Source organism: Pseudomonas sp. H3_E07 (assembly GCF_054668895.1).
In genome coordinates this window covers 3,817,563-3,836,927 of record NZ_CP162795.1, presented here as the reverse complement: position 1 = coordinate 3,836,927, position 19,365 = coordinate 3,817,563, and the positions used below count along the sequence as shown (strand labels likewise).

The 19,365-nt window shown below is 56.3% G+C and carries 15 protein-coding genes, 1 tRNA gene and 3 rRNA genes; 7 read left to right on the top strand and 12 right to left on the bottom strand.

Annotated features, from left to right (window positions below):
• Positions 1-14 precede the first annotated feature (14 nt).
• The 6 genes from AB4O08_RS17570 to queA all read right to left on the bottom strand — a co-directional run bounded on the left by AB4O08_RS17570 (position 15) and on the right by queA (position 6,087).
• Positions 15-557, bottom strand: a complete 543-nt coding sequence (locus AB4O08_RS17570) for a glycine zipper 2TM domain-containing protein (protein WP_010207894.1) — start codon at positions 555-557, stop codon at positions 15-17.
• Positions 558-679: 122 nt separating this feature from the next.
• Positions 680-1,594 carry a protein translocase subunit SecF gene (gene secF, locus AB4O08_RS17565; RefSeq protein ID WP_010207892.1) on the bottom strand — a complete coding sequence of 305 codons (915 nt, stop codon included), beginning with the start codon at positions 1,592-1,594 and terminating at the stop codon, positions 680-682.
• A gap of 9 nt (positions 1,595-1,603) precedes the next feature.
• Positions 1,604-3,472 (bottom strand): protein translocase subunit SecD, encoded by a 1,869-nt coding sequence (gene secD, locus AB4O08_RS17560; protein ID WP_010207890.1) that lies wholly within the window; start codon positions 3,470-3,472, stop codon positions 1,604-1,606.
• A gap of 62 nt (positions 3,473-3,534) precedes the next feature.
• The gene (gene yajC, locus AB4O08_RS17555; protein WP_003175975.1) at positions 3,535-3,873 is read right to left on the bottom strand and encodes a preprotein translocase subunit YajC; all 339 of its coding nucleotides are present in this window, start codon (positions 3,871-3,873) and stop codon (positions 3,535-3,537) included.
• A 43-nt stretch (positions 3,874-3,916) separates the two neighbouring features.
• Positions 3,917-5,032, bottom strand: coding sequence for a tRNA guanosine(34) transglycosylase Tgt (gene tgt, locus AB4O08_RS17550; RefSeq protein ID WP_003175976.1), 1,116 nt, complete (start codon positions 5,030-5,032; stop codon positions 3,917-3,919).
• A gap of 11 nt (positions 5,033-5,043) precedes the next feature.
• The gene (queA, locus tag AB4O08_RS17545; RefSeq protein ID WP_010207886.1) at positions 5,044-6,087 is read right to left on the bottom strand and encodes a tRNA preQ1(34) S-adenosylmethionine ribosyltransferase-isomerase QueA; all 1,044 of its coding nucleotides are present in this window, start codon (positions 6,085-6,087) and stop codon (positions 5,044-5,046) included.
• A 108-nt stretch (positions 6,088-6,195) separates the two neighbouring features.
• On the opposite strand from queA, the gene AB4O08_RS17540 reads away from it, so the two are divergent.
• A tRNA-Leu gene (locus AB4O08_RS17540) sits at positions 6,196-6,280 on the top strand.
• A gap of 231 nt (positions 6,281-6,511) precedes the next feature.
• Positions 6,512-6,865 (top strand): hypothetical protein, encoded by a 354-nt coding sequence (locus tag AB4O08_RS17535; protein WP_047542901.1) that lies wholly within the window; start codon positions 6,512-6,514, stop codon positions 6,863-6,865.
• Here AB4O08_RS17535 and rrf read toward each other — a convergent pair.
• From rrf to AB4O08_RS17520, 3 genes are all read right to left on the bottom strand, one after another.
• Positions 6,866-6,981 (bottom strand): 5S ribosomal RNA (gene rrf, locus AB4O08_RS17530).
• Positions 6,982-7,137: 156 nt separating this feature from the next.
• Positions 7,138-10,029 (bottom strand): 23S ribosomal RNA (locus AB4O08_RS17525).
• A 313-nt stretch (positions 10,030-10,342) separates the two neighbouring features.
• Positions 10,343-11,879 (bottom strand): 16S ribosomal RNA (locus AB4O08_RS17520).
• The 16S, 23S and 5S rRNA genes sit together here, the layout of an rRNA operon.
• A 663-nt stretch (positions 11,880-12,542) precedes the next feature.
• Between AB4O08_RS17520 and AB4O08_RS17515 the strand changes: the two genes are divergently transcribed.
• Positions 12,543-12,872 (top strand): hypothetical protein, encoded by a 330-nt coding sequence (locus AB4O08_RS17515; protein ID WP_010206410.1) that lies wholly within the window; start codon positions 12,543-12,545, stop codon positions 12,870-12,872.
• Between the two features lie 8 nt (positions 12,873-12,880).
• On the opposite strand, the gene AB4O08_RS17510 is transcribed toward AB4O08_RS17515, so the two are convergent.
• Positions 12,881-13,516, bottom strand: coding sequence for a LysE family translocator (locus tag AB4O08_RS17510; protein WP_047543873.1), 636 nt, complete (start codon positions 13,514-13,516; stop codon positions 12,881-12,883).
• A 127-nt stretch (positions 13,517-13,643) separates the two neighbouring features.
• Here AB4O08_RS17510 and AB4O08_RS17505 point away from each other — a divergent pair, with 127 nt between their 5' ends.
• Positions 13,644-14,015: a PH domain-containing protein gene (locus AB4O08_RS17505; RefSeq protein WP_010206413.1), complete on the top strand. Its 372-nt coding sequence runs from the start codon at positions 13,644-13,646 to the stop codon at positions 14,013-14,015.
• A gap of 291 nt (positions 14,016-14,306) precedes the next feature.
• Here the strand turns inward: AB4O08_RS17505 and AB4O08_RS17500 are convergent, their stop codons facing one another.
• The gene (locus tag AB4O08_RS17500; RefSeq protein ID WP_010206414.1) at positions 14,307-14,684 is read right to left on the bottom strand and encodes a c-type cytochrome; all 378 of its coding nucleotides are present in this window, start codon (positions 14,682-14,684) and stop codon (positions 14,307-14,309) included.
• Between the two features lie 43 nt (positions 14,685-14,727).
• A complete protein-coding gene (locus tag AB4O08_RS17495) occupies positions 14,728-15,159 on the bottom strand; it encodes a bleomycin resistance protein (RefSeq protein WP_460114245.1) in 432 nt (143 codons plus the stop codon).
• Positions 15,160-15,368: 209 nt separating this feature from the next.
• Here AB4O08_RS17495 and AB4O08_RS17490 point away from each other — a divergent pair, with 209 nt between their 5' ends.
• The 3 genes from AB4O08_RS17490 to AB4O08_RS17480 all read left to right on the top strand — a co-directional run bounded on the left by AB4O08_RS17490 (position 15,369) and on the right by AB4O08_RS17480 (position 18,799).
• Positions 15,369-15,749, top strand: a complete 381-nt coding sequence (locus tag AB4O08_RS17490; protein WP_010206417.1) for a response regulator — start codon at positions 15,369-15,371, stop codon at positions 15,747-15,749.
• Between the two features lie 195 nt (positions 15,750-15,944).
• Entirely contained in the window at positions 15,945-16,559 is a 615-nt protein-coding gene (locus tag AB4O08_RS17485; protein ID WP_010206418.1) for a biliverdin-producing heme oxygenase, read from the top strand.
• The gene (locus AB4O08_RS17480) at positions 16,556-18,799 is read left to right on the top strand and encodes an ATP-binding protein (RefSeq protein ID WP_010206421.1); all 2,244 of its coding nucleotides are present in this window, start codon (positions 16,556-16,558) and stop codon (positions 18,797-18,799) included. Before AB4O08_RS17485 ends, AB4O08_RS17480 begins: the two co-directional genes overlap by 4 nt.
• Positions 18,800-19,365: the final 566 nt, after the last annotated feature.

Here is a 19,365-nt window from a genome sequence, read left to right as displayed (position 1 = left end):
GCCTGCAGAACCGGTTATTGCTGGTTCTGACCCAGGATCAGACGACCTTCTTTGTCGACTGGAATCTGGCTGCCAGGGTCGCGCTCCATACGCACGGAACCTTCCTTACCGTCCAGGTTGTAACGCACGTCGTACCCAACAACCTTGTCGCTGATGTCATTGACGGTGTTACAACGGGTTTGCGTAGTGGTGTAGGTATCGCGGTTCTGCATACCCTCTTGAACCTTGTTACCGGCGTAGCCACCACCGACCGCACCGGCCACGGTGGCCAATTTCTTACCATTACCACCACCGATCTGATTACCCAGCAAGCCACCCGCCAGGGCGCCTACAACGGTACCGGCGATTTGATGCTGATCCTGCACCGGACGCTGCCGGGTCACGGTGACGTCCTTGCAGACTTCACGGGGAGTCTTTATCTGGGTTTTAACCGGCTGCACCGCCAACACTTGCGCATACTCAGGGCCGCTTTTTACCAGGCTGTAGGTGGCAACAGCACCCCCGGCAGTTACACCGACAGCACCCAATACCGCACCAACCAGCAACGACTTGTTCACGTTGAACCTCCTGACCATCACAAGCGGACCGAAACGTCCGCGCTATACCCAGCCTTGGAGCAAAAAAAAGGCGCGAGTTCAATTCTCGCGCCTTTCTTGTCACAGCGATCAACAAGCGCCCATCAAGGGCGGTCGTCGACCTCCTTGCCAGTGCTGGCCGGAGGGATAAGGTCTTCGCTGTTGAGGTTCAGCCAGATCAGCACCACGTTGGCGATGTAGATCGACGAGTAGGTGCCTGCCAGAACGCCGATGAACAGCGCCAGGGAGAAGCCCCACAGGTTGTCGCCGCCGAAGATCATCAGCGCAGCGATCGCCAGCAAGGTGGAGATCGACGTCGCCATGGTCCGCAGCAGGGTCTGGGTGGTCGAAATGTTGATGTTCTCGATCAACGTCGCCTTGCGCAGCACGCGGAAGTTCTCACGAACCCGGTCGAATACCACGATGGTGTCGTTGAGGGAGTAACCAATGATCGCCAGCACCGCCGCCAACACCGTCAGGTCGAAGGTAATCTGGAAGTACGCCAGGATGCCTACGGTCACGATCACGTCGTGGATCAGCGACACAATGGCGCCGACACCGAACTTCCACTGAAAGCGGAACGCCAGGTAGATCATGATGCCGACCAGCGCCATCAGCATGCCGAGGCCGCCCTGGTCGCGCAGTTCTTCACCGACCTGCGGGCCTACGAACTCGACGCGCTTGACCGACGCAGGGTTGTCACCGCCGACCTTTTGCAAGGCCTCGGCTACCTGGTGACCCAGTTGCGGGTCTTCGCCCGGCATACGCACCAGCAGGTCGGTCGTTGCACCAAAGCTCTGCACGATGGCTTCGTGATAGCCGGCCTTGACCAGCTCGCTGCGCACCAGGGTGACGTCGGCCGGCTTCTCGTAGGTCAGCTCGATGAGCGTACCGCCGGTGAAGTCCAGACCGTAGTTCAGGCCCTTATGGAACCAGCTGAACAACGCCAGAACGGTAAGGAGCACGGTGACGCCGAACGCAACGTTGCGAACGCCCATGAAGTTGATTGTACGTAACATGGCAGCCCCTTAAATCCACAACTTCTTGAAGTCACGCCCGCCAAAGATCAGGTTGACCATTGCGCGGGTCACCATGATGGCCGTGAACATCGAGGTAAAGATACCGAGGGACATGGTCACCGCAAAACCTTTGACCGGGCCGGTACCCATGGCAAAGAGAATCCCGCCGACCAACAGAGTGGTCAGGTTGGAGTCGAGAATCGCGGTAAATGCCCGGCCGAAGCCTTCGTTGATTGCACGCTGCACGGTCATGCCCGCCGCGATCTCTTCACGAATCCGCGAGAAGATCAGTACGTTGGCGTCAACCGCCATACCCATGGTGAGTACGATACCGGCGATACCTGGCAGGGTCAGTGTAGCGCCCAGCAGCGACATCAAGGCCAGCAGCATCACCATGTTGCCCGCCAGGGCCACGGTGGCGATGACGCCGAAGAAGCGGTAGATGGCGATGATGAACAGCGACACGAACAACATGCCCCACAGCGCCGCATCGACGCCCTTGGTAATGTTGTCGGCACCCAGGCTCGGGCCGATGGTACGTTCTTCAGCGAAGTACATCGGTGCCGCCAGGCCACCGGCACGCAGCAGCAGCGCCAGTTCCGAGGACTCGCCCTGGCCATTCAGGCCAGTGATACGGAATTGCGCACCCAGTGGCGACTGAATGGTCGCCAGGCTGATGATTTTCTTCTCTTCCTTGAAGGTCTGAACCGGTACGTCTTTCTCGACGCCGTTGACCATCTGCTTGGTGTAGGTGGTGATCGGGCGTTGCTCGATGAAGATCACCGCCATGCTGCGACCGACGTTGCTGCGCGTGGCGCGGCTCATCAGTTCACCACCATGACCATCCAGGCGGATGTTCACTTCAGGGGTGCCGTGCTCACCAAAACCAGCCTTGGCATCCGTCACCTGGTCACCGGTGATGATCAAGCCACGCTCGATCAACGCTGGAGGACGGTTGCCTTCGCGGAATTCGAACTCTTCGGCGGTGGCGCGGGTAGCACCCGGCTCAGCCGCCAGGCGGAACTCCAGGTTGGCGGTCTTGCCCAGGATACGCTTGGCTTCAGCGGTGTCCTGCACACCCGGCAGCTCAACCACGATGCGGTTGGCGCCCTGGCGCTGCACGATAGGCTCGGCCACACCCAGCTCGTTGACGCGGTTACGCACCGTGGTCAGGTTCTGCTTGATCGAGTATTCGCGGATTTCCGCGATCTTGGCCGGGCTCATCGCCAGACGCAGCACAGCCTGACCATTCAAGTCGGCCGGTACGATATCGAAATCGTTGAAGTTTTTGCGGATCAGTGCACGGGCCTGTTCGCGGGACGCTTCGTCAGAGAAGCCCAGCTGGATGGCACCATTGAGCTGCGGCAGGCTGCGATAACGCAGGCGCTCTTTACGCAGCAGGCTCTTCACGTCGCCTTCGTAGACTTTAAGACGTGCATCGAGCGCCTTGTCCATGTCGACTTCCAGCAGGAAGTGCACACCACCGGACAAGTCCAGACCCAGCTTCATCGGGTGCGCGCCAATGCTGCGCAACCATTGCGGCGTGGTCTGTGCCAGGTTGAGTGCGACAACGTAGTCGTCACCCATGACCTTGCGCACGACGTCTTTGGCCGGCAATTGGTCTTCTTGCTTGGTCAGGCGTAACAAGCCGCCCTTCGCACCAGCTGCCAATGTTGCCGCTTTAACCTGGATGCCCGCGTCGTTGAGCGCTTTGCTCGCGCGTTCCAGATCAGCCTGATTGACCTGCAGCGTAGTGCTGGCGCCAGAGATCTGGATCGCCGGGTCATCAGGATAGAGATTGGGAGCGGAATAAATAAAACCGATCGCCAGCACCGCCAGGATCAGTACGTATTTCCACAGAGGGTATTTGTTCAGCATCACGCCGCCCGCTTATAACGCGGGGCGCCTTGCGCGCCCCGTCGATTGGTAAAGGTTGTTACTTAGATCGCTTTGAGCGTGCCTTTAGGCAGCGTGGCGGCGATGGCGCCCTTCTGGAACTTCATTTCTACGGTGTCGGACACTTCCAGAACCACGAAAGCGTCGGAAACCTTGGTGATCTTGCCAGCGATGCCGCCGGTGGTCACAACTTCGTCACCTTTCTGCAGGCTGCCCAGCAGGTTCTTCTGCTCTTTGGCGCGCTTGGCCTGTGGACGCCAGATCATCAGGTAGAAGATGACCAGGAAACCGACCAGGAAAATCCACTCGAAACCACCACCCATAGGGCCGGCAGCAGCAGGCGCAGCGGCATCCGCCATGGCGTTAGAGATAAAAAAGCTCATTTAGCACTCCAGTTGCAAATAGTGAATCTTAGGGTCGGAAAACTCAGTCCAAGGGCGGCACAGGGAGCCCGCGCTTGGCATAGAAGGCATCGACGAAGGCGGCCAATGTACCCTGTTGAATAGCCTCGCGCAAACCAGCCATCAGGACTTGGTAGTGACGCAAATTGTGGATGGTATTCAACATGCTACCCAGCATTTCCCCACACTTGTCCAGATGGTGCAGATAAGCACGGGAGAAGTTCTGGCAGGTATAGCAATCACAGGTGGGATCCAGCGGCGAATCATCATGGCGATGAAACGCGTTACGGATCTTCAGCACGCCTGTATCGATGAACAGATGCCCATTGCGGGCATTACGGGTTGGCATCACGCAATCGAACATGTCCACACCGCGGCGCACACCCTCTACGAGATCTTCGGGTTTGCCAACGCCCATAAGGTAACGAGGTTTGTCAGCAGGCATCAGGCCCGGTAGGTAATCCAGCACCTTGATCATTTCATGTTTGGGCTCGCCAACCGACAAACCGCCGATGGCCAGGCCGTCAAAACCGATCTTGTCCAAGCCTTCCAGCGAGCGTTTGCGCAGGCTTTCATGCATGCCGCCCTGAACGATACCGAACAGCGCAGCGGTGTTGTCACCGTGGGCATTCTTCGAGCGCTGGGCCCAACGCAGGGACAACTCCATGGAAATTCGCGCGACGTCTTCGTCAGCCGGGTACGGTGTGCACTCGTCAAAGATCATCACGATGTCGGAGCCCAGGTCACGCTGCACCTGCATTGACTCTTCCGGGCCCATGAACACTTTGGAACCGTCCACCGGCGAGGCGAAGGTCACGCCCTCTTCCTTGATCTTGCGCATGGCGCCCAAGCTGAACACCTGGAAACCGCCCGAGTCAGTCAGGATAGGGCCTTGCCATTTCATGAAGTCATGCAGGTCACCGTGCTTCTTGATCACTTCCGTGCCTGGGCGCAGCCACAGGTGGAAGGTGTTGCCGAGGATGATCTCGGCACCGGTGGCGACGATGTCACGCGGCAGCATGCCCTTGACGGTGCCGTAAGTGCCCACGGGCATGAACGCCGGGGTCTCGACGGTGCCGCGCGGGAAGGTCAGGCGACCGCGACGGGCCTTGCCGTCGGTGGCCAATAATTCAAACGACATACGACTCATAGTTATTCCTCTGGGCCGCGTGGCGCCGGATTACGGGTGATAAACATCGCATCACCGTAGCTGAAAAAACGGTACTCGTTGGCGATGGCGGCTTGATAAGCGGCCATGGTTTCCGGGTAACCGGCAAATGCCGACACCAGCATCAACAGTGTGGATTCCGGCAAATGGAAGTTAGTCACCAGGCAATCGACCACATGGAATGGCCGGCCTGGGTAGATAAAGATATCGGTGTCGCCACTGAACGGCTTGAGTACGCCATCACGGGCTGCACTTTCCAACGAGCGGACGCTGGTGGTCCCTACCGCCACGACTCGCCCGCCACGCGCCTTGCACGCCGCAACAGCGTCCACGACGTCCTGGCTGACTTCCAACCACTCGCTGTGCATATGGTGGTCTTCGATGTTATCCACACGCACCGGCTGAAACGTGCCGGCCCCCACGTGCAGGGTCACATAGGCGGTTTCGACGCCTTTGGCAGCAATCGCATCCAGCAGCGGCTGATCGAAATGCAGGCCCGCGGTCGGTGCGGCAACAGCGCCGAGGCGTTGGGAGTACACCGTCTGATAGCGCTCGCGGTCCGAATCTTCGTCGGGACGATCTATATAAGGAGGCAACGGCATATGGCCGACGCGCTCCAGCAGCGGCAATACTTCTTCGGCAAACCTGAGCTCGAACAACGCGTCGTGGCGCGCCACCATCTCGGCTTCGCCACCGCCATCGATCAGGATTGAGGAACCCGGTTTCGGCGACTTGCTGGAGCGCACATGGGCCAGTACGCGATGACTGTCCAGTACCCGCTCCACCAGAATTTCCAGCTTGCCGCCGGACGCTTTCTGGCCAAACAGCCGCGCCGGAATCACCCGGGTATTGTTGAATACCATCAGATCGCCAGGGCGCAAATGCTCAAGCAAATCAGTGAATTGACGGTGTGCGAGGGCACCACTCACCCCGTCCAGGGTCAGCAGTCGACTGGCGCGACGCTCCGCCAAAGGATGGCGAGCGATCAGCGAATCAGGGAGTTCAAAAGTAAAGTCAGCAACGCGCATGATGGGGTTCGTCTAGCAGGGCCGGGAAGTTTAGCGGAAATAGTGAAAATTGACCATGAAACGTGATTGACCAACGGTAATCTCATCTCTATACTTCGCCGCCATTGAGCCCTGATGGCGGAATTGGTAGACGCGGCGGATTCAAAATCCGTTTTCGAAAGGAGTGGGAGTTCGAGTCTCCCTCGGGGCACCATCTTAAAAAAAGACCTTGAAATTCAAGGTCTTTTTTTTCGCCCATAGAAAAGTGCATGACTCGCACAGTCATTCTTTTGAGAGCGACTCAGTGCTTCAAGCACCTCCTCCAGGCGCGCCTGCGACACGCCTGACCAGCACAATTCGCCCTACCACTCATCGCGCGCTCACAAGCCTCTGACAGGCACTGGAGAGCGCTCAGCGGCCGAATGCATTCGAGGCCACTACCAGAATGTCCAAACCGCGCTCAGCACTGACGCAGCGGGCGTGTCAGAAAGGTGCGCAGCTTCAGGCACCGATCGACGCGCAGCGCGAAACGGCGCTGACCCAGCGCGGGGTTCACACCGATGAAACGTTGGCACAGAGGGGCGCTCCAGGTGAAGGATACTTTCTCTATGTGGCGTGCGCTGTTAGCGTCGACCCCACCAAGAATTCGTTCGCGCGAACGATCAGGCTTAAATCGCCCAAGCCGCTCAAGGCTCTCGCGCATGGCCTGAATCCGGATGACTACCAGATCTTCCAGGTCGTTTTCGACCGCCCAAAACAAAACCCCATCTGCTTTCGCAGATGGGGTTTCGGAATTTAATCTTGACGATGACCTACTCTCACATGGGGAAACCCCACACTACCATCGGCGATGCATCGTTTCACTGCTGAGTTCGGGATGGGATCAGGTGGTTCCAATGCTCTATGGTCGTCAAGAAATTCGGGTACTGAGTCGTGACCTAATGGCCTCACTTCAGCAAATTGGGTATGTGACAGATCGGTGTTTTGTGAGATATCGAACTTTCGGTTCGTATCATCTTCACACACCGCAATCTGATGCTCGTTAGAGTAGTCAAATTGCTTGGGTGTTATATGGTCAAGCCTCACGGGCAATTAGTATTGGTTAGCTCAACGCCTCACAGCGCTTACACACCCAACCTATCAACGTCGTAGTCTTCGACGGCCCTTCAGGGAACTCAAGGTTCCAGTGAGATCTCATCTTGAGGCTAGTTTCCCGCTTAGATGCTTTCAGCGGTTATCTATTCCGAACATAGCTACCCGGCAATGCCACTGGCGTGACAACCGGAACACCAGAGGTTCGTCCACTCCGGTCCTCTCGTACTAGGAGCAGCCCCTCTCAAATCTCAAACGTCCACGGCAGATAGGGACCGAACTGTCTCACGACGTTCTAAACCCAGCTCGCGTACCACTTTAAATGGCGAACAGCCATACCCTTGGGACCGGCTTCAGCCCCAGGATGTGATGAGCCGACATCGAGGTGCCAAACACCGCCGTCGATATGAACTCTTGGGCGGTATCAGCCTGTTATCCCCGGAGTACCTTTTATCCGTTGAGCGATGGCCCTTCCATACAGAACCACCGGATCACTAAGACCTACTTTCGTACCTGCTCGACGTGTCTGTCTCGCAGTCAAGCGCGCTTTTGCCTTTATACTCTACGACCGATTTCCGACCGGTCTGAGCGCACCTTCGTACTCCTCCGTTACTCTTTAGGAGGAGACCGCCCCAGTCAAACTACCCACCATACACTGTCCTCGATCCGGATAACGGACCTGAGTTAGAACCTCAAAGTTGCCAGGGTGGTATTTCAAGGATGGCTCCACGCGAACTGGCGTCCACGCTTCAAAGCCTCCCACCTATCCTACACAAGCAAATTCAAAGTCCAGTGCAAAGCTATAGTAAAGGTTCACGGGGTCTTTCCGTCTAGCCGCGGATACACTGCATCTTCACAGCGATTTCAATTTCACTGAGTCTCGGGTGGAGACAGCGCCGCCATCGTTACGCCATTCGTGCAGGTCGGAACTTACCCGACAAGGAATTTCGCTACCTTAGGACCGTTATAGTTACGGCCGCCGTTTACCGGGGCTTCGATCAAGAGCTTCGCGTTAGCTAACCCCATCAATTAACCTTCCGGCACCGGGCAGGCGTCACACCCTATACGTCCACTTTCGTGTTTGCAGAGTGCTGTGTTTTTAATAAACAGTCGCAGCGGCCTGGTATCTTCGACCGGCATGAGCTTACGGAGCAAGTCCTTCACCCTCACCGGCGCACCTTCTCCCGAAGTTACGGTGCCATTTTGCCTAGTTCCTTCACCCGAGTTCTCTCAAGCGCCTTGGTATTCTCTACCCAACCACCTGTGTCGGTTTGGGGTACGGTTCCTGGTTACCTGAAGCTTAGAAGCTTTTCTTGGAAGCATGGCATCAACCACTTCGCTAACTAAAAGTTAGCTCGTCATCAGCTCTCGGCCTTAAGATCCCGGATTTACCTAAGATCTCAGCCTACCACCTTAAACTTGGACAACCAACGCCAAGCTGGCCTAGCCTTCTCCGTCCCTCCATCGCAATAACCAGAAGTACAGGAATATTAACCTGTTTTCCATCGACTACGCTTTTCAGCCTCGCCTTAGGGACCGACTAACCCTGCGTCGATTAACGTTGCGCAGGAAACCTTGGTCTTTCGGCGTGGGTGTTTTTCACACCCATTGTCGTTACTCATGTCAGCATTCGCACTTCTGATACCTCCAGCAAGCTTCTCAACTCACCTTCACAGGCTTACAGAACGCTCCTCTACCGCATCACTTACGTGATACCCGTAGCTTCGGTGTATGGTTTGAGCCCCGTTACATCTTCCGCGCAGGCCGACTCGACTAGTGAGCTATTACGCTTTCTTTAAAGGGTGGCTGCTTCTAAGCCAACCTCCTAGCTGTCTAAGCCTTCCCACATCGTTTCCCACTTAACCATAACTTTGGGACCTTAGCTGACGGTCTGGGTTGTTTCCCTTTTCACGACGGACGTTAGCACCCGCCGTGTGTCTCCCATGCTCGGCACTTGTAGGTATTCGGAGTTTGCATCGGTTTGGTAAGTCGGGATGACCCCCTAGCCGAAACAGTGCTCTACCCCCTACAGTGATACATGAGGCGCTACCTAAATAGCTTTCGAGGAGAACCAGCTATCTCCGAGCTTGATTAGCCTTTCACTCCGATCCACAGGTCATCCGCTAACTTTTCAACGGTAGTCGGTTCGGTCCTCCAGTTAGTGTTACCCAACCTTCAACCTGCCCATGGATAGATCGCCCGGTTTCGGGTCTATTCCCAGCGACTAGACGCCCTATTAAGACTCGCTTTCGCTACGCCTCCCCTATTCGGTTAAGCTCGCCACTGAAAATAAGTCGCTGACCCATTATACAAAAGGTACGCAGTCACCTAACAAAGTAGGCTCCCACTGCTTGTACGCATACGGTTTCAGGATCTATTTCACTCCCCTCTCCGGGGTTCTTTTCGCCTTTCCCTCACGGTACTAGTTCACTATCGGTCAGTCAGTAGTATTTAGCCTTGGAGGATGGTCCCCCCATATTCAGACAAAGTTTCTCGTGCTCCGTCCTACTCGATTTCATGACTAAGAGATTTTCGCGTACAGGGCTATCACCCACTATGGCCGCACTTTCCAGAGCGTTCCGCTAATCTCAAAGCCACTTAAGGGCTAGTCCCCGTTCGCTCGCCACTACTAAGGGAATCTCGGTTGATTTCTTTTCCTCAGGGTACTTAGATGTTTCAGTTCCCCTGGTTCGCCTCTTGCACCTATGTATTCAGTACAAGATAACCATCTTATGATGGCTGGGTTCCCCCATTCAGACATCTCCGGATCAAAGTCTGTTTGCCGACTCCCCGAAGCTTTTCGCAGGCTACCACGTCTTTCATCGCCTCTGACTGCCAAGGCATCCACCGTATGCGCTTCTTCACTTGACCATATAACCCCAAGCAATCTGGTTATACTGTGAAGACAACATTCGCCGAAAATTCGAATTTCTCAACTAAGAGAACTCACAAATTTTACCTTAGCCTGATCCGTTACCAGTGAAAGTAACGTTCAGTCTATCTTTCTATCACATACCCAAATTTTTAAAGAACGATCTAATCAAAGACTAGAAATCAACATTCACACTGGAATATTCATTTCTAAACTCTAACGAAACAGATCACCTGCAAGGTGGATCTCTCGTCTTCTTCAATGAATCAAGCAATTCGTGTGGGAACTTATGGAGCAGCTGATGTCGTCGATTAAGGAGGTGATCCAGCCGCAGGTTCCCCTACGGCTACCTTGTTACGACTTCACCCCAGTCATGAATCACACCGTGGTAACCGTCCCCCCGAAGGTTAGACTAGCTACTTCTGGTGCAACCCACTCCCATGGTGTGACGGGCGGTGTGTACAAGGCCCGGGAACGTATTCACCGCGACATTCTGATTCGCGATTACTAGCGATTCCGACTTCACGCAGTCGAGTTGCAGACTGCGATCCGGACTACGATCGGTTTTATGGGATTAGCTCCACCTCGCGGCTTGGCAACCCTCTGTACCGACCATTGTAGCACGTGTGTAGCCCAGGCCGTAAGGGCCATGATGACTTGACGTCATCCCCACCTTCCTCCGGTTTGTCACCGGCAGTCTCCTTAGAGTGCCCACCATTACGTGCTGGTAACTAAGGACAAGGGTTGCGCTCGTTACGGGACTTAACCCAACATCTCACGACACGAGCTGACGACAGCCATGCAGCACCTGTCTCAATGTTCCCGAAGGCACCAATCTATCTCTAGAAAGTTCATTGGATGTCAAGGCCTGGTAAGGTTCTTCGCGTTGCTTCGAATTAAACCACATGCTCCACCGCTTGTGCGGGCCCCCGTCAATTCATTTGAGTTTTAACCTTGCGGCCGTACTCCCCAGGCGGTCAACTTAATGCGTTAGCTGCGCCACTAAAAGCTCAAGGCTTCCAACGGCTAGTTGACATCGTTTACGGCGTGGACTACCAGGGTATCTAATCCTGTTTGCTCCCCACGCTTTCGCACCTCAGTGTCAGTATTAGTCCAGGTGGTCGCCTTCGCCACTGGTGTTCCTTCCTATATCTACGCATTTCACCGCTACACAGGAAATTCCACCACCCTCTACCATACTCTAGTCAGTCAGTTTTGAATGCAGTTCCCAGGTTGAGCCCGGGGATTTCACATCCAACTTAACAAACCACCTACGCGCGCTTTACGCCCAGTAATTCCGATTAACGCTTGCACCCTCTGTATTACCGCGGCTGCTGGCACAGAGTTAGCCGGTGCTTATTCTGTCGGTAACGTCAAAACAATCACGTATTAGGTAACTGCCCTTCCTCCCAACTTAAAGTGCTTTACAATCCGAAGACCTTCTTCACACACGCGGCATGGCTGGATCAGGCTTTCGCCCATTGTCCAATATTCCCCACTGCTGCCTCCCGTAGGAGTCTGGACCGTGTCTCAGTTCCAGTGTGACTGATCATCCTCTCAGACCAGTTACGGATCGTCGCCTTGGTGAGCCATTACCTCACCAACTAGCTAATCCGACCTAGGCTCATCTGATAGCGCAAGGCCCGAAGGTCCCCTGCTTTCTCCCGTAGGACGTATGCGGTATTAGCGTTCGTTTCCGAACGTTATCCCCCACTACCAGGCAGATTCCTAGGCATTACTCACCCGTCCGCCGCTCTCAAGAGAAGCAAGCTTCTCTCTACCGCTCGACTTGCATGTGTTAGGCCTGCCGCCAGCGTTCAATCTGAGCCATGATCAAACTCTTCAGTTCAAACATCTTTGGGTTTTTAAGAAACCCTAAACTTGGCTCAGCAATCGTTGGTTACATCTTTGATTTCTCGCGGAGTAACTTGTGATGCTGATAATCTTGTTGACTATCAGTCTGACTCCACAAGCACCCACACGAATTGCTTGATTCAGTTGTTAAAGAGCGGTTGGTTAAGATCTTTCGTCTCAACCGAGGCGTGCACTCTACAGCACATCTCTCAAGAAAAACACCCCTAAGGCTTATGATTTTACTAATAAAATCAACTACCTGAGCCAGATTCAGTATCGAACTGCTCGTTAGCGGGAGGCGAATAGTACAGCATTAAAATACGGGGTCAACCCCTGCATTGAAATTCTTTTTCCTTACCGAAGACCCCCTCCGAGCAGCATCACTGAGATTACCGAGCGTTCTGGCCAGCCAGCGTTGTGTCCAGCCGTGGTGGATCGAATACAGGCTGTCCACGCTTAAAGCGTACGGCGACACGCTCGGGAAGTAGAGGCGTCCTAAGCCCTGCGCATAAGAATTGCCCCCAACAGCCCTACTCCAACGCGCAAAAACGACCACACAGCAGCAGATGACGTGTCGCACCAGGTCTTTTTTTCCGCCAAAGAACAGGGATCATCGCCCTCCCCCCACCATCCCCAAAGACGCCGAGGAACCGAGAGCATGGAATTGACGCTGGAAGCGGTGGCGCTTTTTGCACTGAAGCTGGTGCACGAGACTGACGGCGGCAGCCCGGTTCTACGGGATGATCCGGTGATGGAGAGGTATGACCGCGAGGTGTTTGGGTTGTTGGTGCGGCAGGGGGATCTGGTGGGGATTCAGTCGAAGCTCGATGAATGCCTGACGCTGGCGCTCGACGCCCTGGGCGGCGCCGGCACTGTAATGGGGCGCGAGCTGCATCGGCTTGCGGTGGACGCGCACCAAGCGTCGACACTGGATGAACTCAATGCCCCGCTCGGCGCCCTCAAGGATTATCTGAAAGCCATCCTATAAGGAACGACTTAGCGCCGCCCCTCCACCGCCATCCGCACCGCCAACCCCATCAGTACCGACCCCATCAACCAACGCTGCACCACCTGCCATCCCGGCCGGGTGACGAAAAACACTGCGATGGAACCCGCCATCGTGGCAATCACTGCGTTAACGCTCACGCTGATCAAAATCTGCGTGAAGCCCAGCACCAGCGATTGCGCCAACACACTGCCGTGGCCATTCGGGTCGATGAACTGCGGCAACAACGACAAATACATCACCGCCACCTTGGGGTTCAGCAAATTGGTCACCAAGCCCATGGTGAACAGCTTGCGCGGGGTGTCCTTGGGCAGGTCCCGCACCTGGAACGGTGAACGCCCACCCGGCCGAATTGCCTGCCAAGCCATGTACGCCAGGTACAACGCCCCGCCGAAGCGCAGTGCGTCATAGGCAAACGGCACCGCCATCACCAAAGCGGTGATTCCCAACGCCGCGCAGAGCATATAAACCAGAAACCCCAACGCTACACCGCCCAGGGACACATACCCGGCAGTGCGGCCCTGGCAGATCGAGCGGGAAATGAGGTAAATCATGTTTGGGCCGGGCGTCAGCACCATGCCGAGGGAGATCAGCGCATAAGCCAGCCAGTTGGACAGTTCAGGCATGGTCGGGCTCCGTTTTTTGAAACATCTGGCCAAGGTTGTAAGGTTGGCCGCCATGGTAGGGCGTTCAAAATGCCCGCGTTAGATACAGATCCGCGAGCAAAACGGCATACACCCAGGAGGCAGGCCCATGATCGACTTCAGCAACAAAGGCTTTTTCAAACTCAAGCAGAACAACGAATACGCCGAACGCGTCGCCGACCTGCTGCTGGACGGTGAAGAAGTGGTGGATGCGTACAAGGCCATGCGTGATGGGGTGGTGTTTACCACCAAGCGGATTATTGCGGTGAATGTGCAGGGGATAACGGGTAGCAAGAAGGATTTCACATCGCTGCCGTACAAGAACATCGTGGCGTATTCAGTGGAGACGTCCGGGACGTTTGATCTGGATTCCGAGTTGGAAATCTACTTTTCGTCGTTGGGGAAGGTGAGGTTTGAATTCACCGGCAAGACCTCGATCGTCGAAATCTCCCGGCTCATTTCCCGGCATCTTCTGACCTGATCAACAGGCAAAAAAAGACCTTGGCGTCCCAGGGTCTTTTTACTGCCTACGCGGCTCAACAGGTGCAAAGCGAAACACACCAGAATCACCGACCGAAGCCTGGCTTGTGAATGGGGGTTGGTCATTCCGCCAGACTTCCACGACGCTGGCTTTCACTTCACTCACGAGAACGAAGAAGGAATCGTCTTCGAGTCAGGGCATTGGTACTTCGGCGAAGTCAGCGCGAACGATGAAGACCCTGGCGGAGAGCGCTGGAAATATCACGCTCTCAGGTCCTTCCCGGCGCAACAGTCACTTGGGCTGAAAGGTCTCAAGGTACGCCAGAATGTTGTCTATCTTCTCTTGATCGCTGATGCCCCAGAAGATCATCCGCGTGCCACTCACTACCTTCTTCGGTGCTTCGATGTAAGCGGCGAGCTTGTCCCGGGTCCAGACCACACCGGAGTTTTTCATCGCATCGGAATACTGATAGTCCGCGGTGGTCCCAGCAGGCCTGCCGATGATGCCATTGAGCTGCGGCCCGAACCCACCACGCGCACCTTCGCCGATGCTGTGGCAGCCGCCGCAGGTCTTAGTGAATAGCTTGCCGCCCGCCTCGGCGTCGCCGGCCGCGAAGGCAGGGCCCGCGGTGAATACCAGGGCGAGGGTGATCAAAGTACGGTACTTCACGGAGACTCCATTTCAAGCGTTGCTGCGACGAAAGCCGGAGCAATTATGCCGGTATAAACGACCTTTCCCCCAACCGTTCAACCAAGCGCACCAGGTAACCGTCCGGGTCTTGCACGATGAACTGCCGCTGCCCCGCCTCTACGTCGCCGGCACGATACCAGGCATCTTCAACCCCCTTGAACAGCGGCCAGCCAATAGAGGCCAAGCGTTGCAGGATGGGGGTAACGCCGGGTACGTCGATTTGCAGATTGATACCGCGCCCGAAGGGTTGGTCCAATGGTGCGGTCAGCCATTGCCCCGCGTCGGGATCGTATTGCTCCAGCATGATTTGCGCGCCCTCCAGATCGAGGTAAGCGAAACCGTCTTCGACGCGCTGGTAAGCGAGGGAAAAACCCAGCTGTTCAACCCAAAAATCCAGACTGTTGCCGAGGTTGGTCACTATGAGTTCTGGAACCAAGGGGTTATGGGCAAACATACAATTCCTTTTGCGATAGCGTTAAGAGCGCATGCCCATCCAGATCATGGTTTTTTGGTCCACGCAGAATACCGCGCGATGTCGTTGAGGTGGCGCAGTATCCTGCAACGACATTGTTATGACCACCCATCGCCTCGAACACATCCAATCGAACCTATCCAGACGAGTTCTACTCCACCTGTATGAACCCTGATGGTGGAGTAAGAATCATGGCTCAGCCATCGATTTTGGTGTTGGAAGACGACGAAATCATTCGGGCGTTGATGGTGGATGTGCTGGAAGAATTCGGCGCAGTGGTGACATCGTTTCCTTCTGCAGATGAAGGAATGATTTACCTGGAACAGGGCGATGAGCCCGTGGACTTGATTGTCAGCGATATTCAGATGCCAGGTCTGCTTAACGGCTATGACTTGAGCAAGGTGGTCGCGCATCGCTGGCCCACGGTGCCGGTGGTGTTGACGTCCGGCAATAGCAAGCTGGCCTCGCAATTGGGGGCGTCGGTGCGGTTCCTGCCCAAGCCGTGGAGTACCGGTCATTTGATTGAGTGTGTGCAGACGGCGCTGAATCAACAGGGTCTTTCCCTGCATTGATAGCGTCGCGATATCACTGAAGCCGAACTTCGCGCAATGCTCTGTGGTCATTAATGATGCAAGGAGCGACTTTTCTGATCCGTCGGTCAGCCTTCTCGCCTTGTGCGTATAGAATAAGGCTTTGAGATGTGTAGAATCGCCGCCCATTTCCACGCGTCATTCATGGCCGAGAGGCCCACAGTTCGAGCTTACTGAATGCATTCACAGGCCCATGACGTTGGTGCGCCCTCTTTGCTGGAAGCGTTGCGCACAGGCACGGCCCTGTTGCACGTGGCATTGGAAAAGCGCCTGCCGTTTTTCTCCGAGGGCCTGGATGCCGATTGGTATCAGCGCTTGCTCCAGGCGTATTACGGTTTTTATCGGCCGTTGGAATCAGCACTGTACGAAAGTGGCTTGATTCCTGATGGATACGACGCAGTCTTGCGTGTGAAAACACCGACGCTCGTCTGCGACCTCGCTGCCTTGGGTTTGGATGACCAAGCTGTCAGCACCCTGCCGCGCTGTCTCGAACTCCCAATCCTTGATACCCCCGCCGCTTGCCTTGGCGCCCTTTATGTCTTGGAAGGCGCGACGCTGGGCGGCCAAGTGCTGCGTCGGGAAATGACCCAGCGCCTGAACGTGAATGCCCACAACGGCGGTGCGTTCCTCAATATCTACGGCGTCGAAACCGGTCGGCGCTGGAAAGACTTTCTCGACTACCTCGGCGACCAACCACTGGACGCGCCGGCCAGACAGAGCGCGGTGAACGCTGCCCGTTCAACATTCAGCTGCTTTGAGCAATGGCTCGACAGCCAGGAGGTACTGCTGTGAAACCCGAAGACTTTGAAGAGCTGCTTGCCAACTGTGCCGACGAGCCCATCCGCTTTCCCGGAGCGATCCAACCCCACGGTGTGCTGCTGACGTTGTCGGAGCCGGACCTGAACATCATCCAGGTCAGTGCCAACGTCGGCAGCCTGTTCGGCCATGCTCCCGAGGCGCTGCTGGGCCAGCCGCTGCACACGCTGGTAGGCGCCGAACACGCCAAGGCGGTTGCCGTCATGGCCGATCACAATACGTTCTTCGATGCGCCACCTTTGCACGTCACGTTTAACGGCGCGGAATTCGAAGGCCTGCTGCATCGCCATCAGAATGTGCTGGTGCTCGAATTCGAACCGCTGCTCAAAGATTTCCGCCCCCGGGCGCTGAAGGGGCGCACCAGTGACTTGGGCAAAATGCTGCAGCGTTTGCAGTCGGCGAAAACCCTGCAAGCGCTGTACGAAATCAGCGTGAACGAAATCCAAGCCATGACCGGTTACGACCGTGTGCTCATCTACCGCTTCGAAGACGAAGGTCATGGCCAGGTGATTGCCGAAGCGTCGGCACCGTCCATGGAGCTGTTCAACGGGCTGTTCTTCCCCGCATCCGACATCCCCGAGCAAGCGCGCGAGCTGTATCGCACCAATTGGCTACGCATCATCCCAAATGCGGCCTACGAGCCCGTGCCACTGCTGCCCAAGCTGCGCCCAGACACTGGCCAGCCACTGGATTTGAGCTTCGCTACCCTGCGCAGCGTGTCGCCGATTCATTGCCAGTACATGCAGAACATGGGCGTGTTGTCGTCCATGAGCATCTCGCTGATGAAGGGCGACACGCTGTGGGGCCTGATCAGTTGCGGCAACCGTGAACCGTTGCTGGTGCCCAACGACCTGCGTACGGCCTGCCAGACCATCGGCCAGGTGCTGTCGTTGCAGATCAGCGCCATGGAAGCCCTGGACCTGAGCCGCCAGCGTGAAGAGAAAGTCGAGGCCCTGGCTTTGCTGGATCAAGCGATGAAGCGCTCGGAAGAGAACGTGTTCGACGGCCTGGCACAGCAGGGTCAGCTGCTGATGGACCTGACGCTGTCCGGCGGCGTGGCGATCATCGAAGACAAGCAACTGCACCGTTACGGCAACTGCCCGGAACCGGCGCAGATCCGTGCCTTGCACAAGTGGCTGCAAGAGGGCGGCGAGCCGGTGTTCTCCAGCCATAAACTGTCGTCGGTGTACCCGCCGGCGGCCGAGTTCCAGCAGGTGGCCAGTGGTGTGCTGGCAATGAGTCTGCCCAAGCCTGTGGATAACGGCGTGCTGTGGTTCCGCCCGGAAGTCAAAGAGAACATCAACTGGAGCGGCGACCCGAGAAAACCGCTGGACCTGGAAAACTCCGACTCAGGCTTGCGACTTCGCCCACGCACTTCGTTTGAAATCTGGAAGGTGGAAATGGCTGGCATCTCCACCAAGTGGAGCCATGGCGACCGCTTTGCTGCCAACGATCTGCGCCGCTCGGCTCTCGAAAACGACCTGGCCCGCCAGGTGCTGCGCGAACAACAAGCCGTGCGCGCCCGCGATGAGCTGGTGGCGGTGGTGTCCCACGACCTGCGCAACCCGATGACAGTGATCTCCATGCTGTGCGGCATGATGCAGCAAGCCTTCAGCTCCGATGGCCCCCACACTTCGCGGCGGATTTCCTCGGCCATCGACACCATGCAACAGGCCGCCGGACGCATGAATGTGCTGCTGGAGGACTTGCTCGACACCTCAAAAATCGAGGCTGGGCGTTACGTGGTGCGACCGGTGAGCCTGGATGTGAGCCAGATGTTCGATGAGGCCTACTCGTTGCTGGCCCCCCTGGCAATGGAGAAAGGCATCGACCTGTCGTTCAACGCCGAGCCGGGCCTGCAGATCAACGCCGACCCGGAGCGTCTGTTCCAGGTGTTGTCGAACTTGATTGGCAACGCCATCAAATTCACCCCGCGCCAAGGCAACATCGGTATCAGCGCCATGAGCAGTGGCGAAGAAATCGTGTTCTCGGTGCGCGATTCCGGCGAAGGTATTGCACCGGAACAACTGCCACACGTGTTCGATCGCTACTGGACCCAAACAGAAAACAACCCGACCGGCAGCGGGCTGGGGCTGTACATTACGCAAGGTATTGTCCAAGCCCATGGCGGCAAGATCGTTGCAGAGAGTGAAGTGGGTCGGGGCAGTGAATTCCGTTTCACGGTGCCGAAGGTGATTGACGATTCGCACACCTGAGTGCCCCTTGCTTGCCACGTTTTAAACAGGCAATACCCCCCGCCTCCAACCCTCGTGGTGGCGGGAAATCCCGTGGCGTTTGTGCGAAAGCGCAAGCAAGGCGCTACATCTCCTGGGCTAGAGAATTGCACGAACAGCCCCTCAGATGACGTCTGAAAGCGCCAACCCCCCTGGTCATATCTTGCAGCAGCGCGTTTATAGCTGACCCGTTTCGTCCCCTATAAGGTTGGCCTCACTTCGCCCCAACAGGCGAAGTAAGCCACTACTCAATAGAAGGAAACATCCATGCTTAGCGCTATCAATCACACACTGGGCAGCGTTCAATTCCCCCCCCTGCAGCAGGATGATGCAGAGCCCCAGCGCAGGAAGCGCAGCACTGATGCAACAGACCTGAACGCCGCCGACCCTAATCGTACGACGAACAACGGTCGCCGCAGAAGCGGCAGTGGACTGGACAGCCTCGGCCAAGGCCGATTGCTCTAACCGCTGCATACGAAGGGCAGTGCACGGCCCTTCGTACTCTTCCTTAACAAAACCATGACATTCACTGGATTAACCTTGCCGGT

Coding starts and splice junctions, on each gene's coding strand:
- AB4O08_RS17505 (WP_010206413.1), top strand. CDS start 13,644: ATGATCGACTTCAGCAACAAAGGCTTTTTCAAACTCAAGCAGAACAAC.
- AB4O08_RS17515 (WP_010206410.1), top strand. CDS start 12,543: ATGGAATTGACGCTGGAAGCGGTGGCGCTTTTTGCACTGAAGCTGGTG.
- AB4O08_RS17495 (WP_460114245.1), bottom strand. CDS start 15,159: ATGTTTGCCCATAACCCCTTGGTTCCAGAACTCATAGTGACCAACCTC.
- secF (WP_010207892.1), bottom strand. CDS start 1,594: ATGTTACGTACAATCAACTTCATGGGCGTTCGCAACGTTGCGTTCGGC.
- AB4O08_RS17490 (WP_010206417.1), top strand. CDS start 15,369: ATGGCTCAGCCATCGATTTTGGTGTTGGAAGACGACGAAATCATTCGG.
- secD (WP_010207890.1), bottom strand. CDS start 3,472: ATGCTGAACAAATACCCTCTGTGGAAATACGTACTGATCCTGGCGGTG.
- yajC (WP_003175975.1), bottom strand. CDS start 3,873: ATGAGCTTTTTTATCTCTAACGCCATGGCGGATGCCGCTGCGCCTGCT.
- tgt (WP_003175976.1), bottom strand. CDS start 5,032: ATGTCGTTTGAATTATTGGCCACCGACGGCAAGGCCCGTCGCGGTCGC.
- queA (WP_010207886.1), bottom strand. CDS start 6,087: ATGCGCGTTGCTGACTTTACTTTTGAACTCCCTGATTCGCTGATCGCT.
- AB4O08_RS17510 (WP_047543873.1), bottom strand. CDS start 13,516: ATGCCTGAACTGTCCAACTGGCTGGCTTATGCGCTGATCTCCCTCGGC.
- AB4O08_RS17535 (WP_047542901.1), top strand. CDS start 6,512: ATGTCCAAACCGCGCTCAGCACTGACGCAGCGGGCGTGTCAGAAAGGT.
- AB4O08_RS17485 (WP_010206418.1), top strand. CDS start 15,945: ATGCATTCACAGGCCCATGACGTTGGTGCGCCCTCTTTGCTGGAAGCG.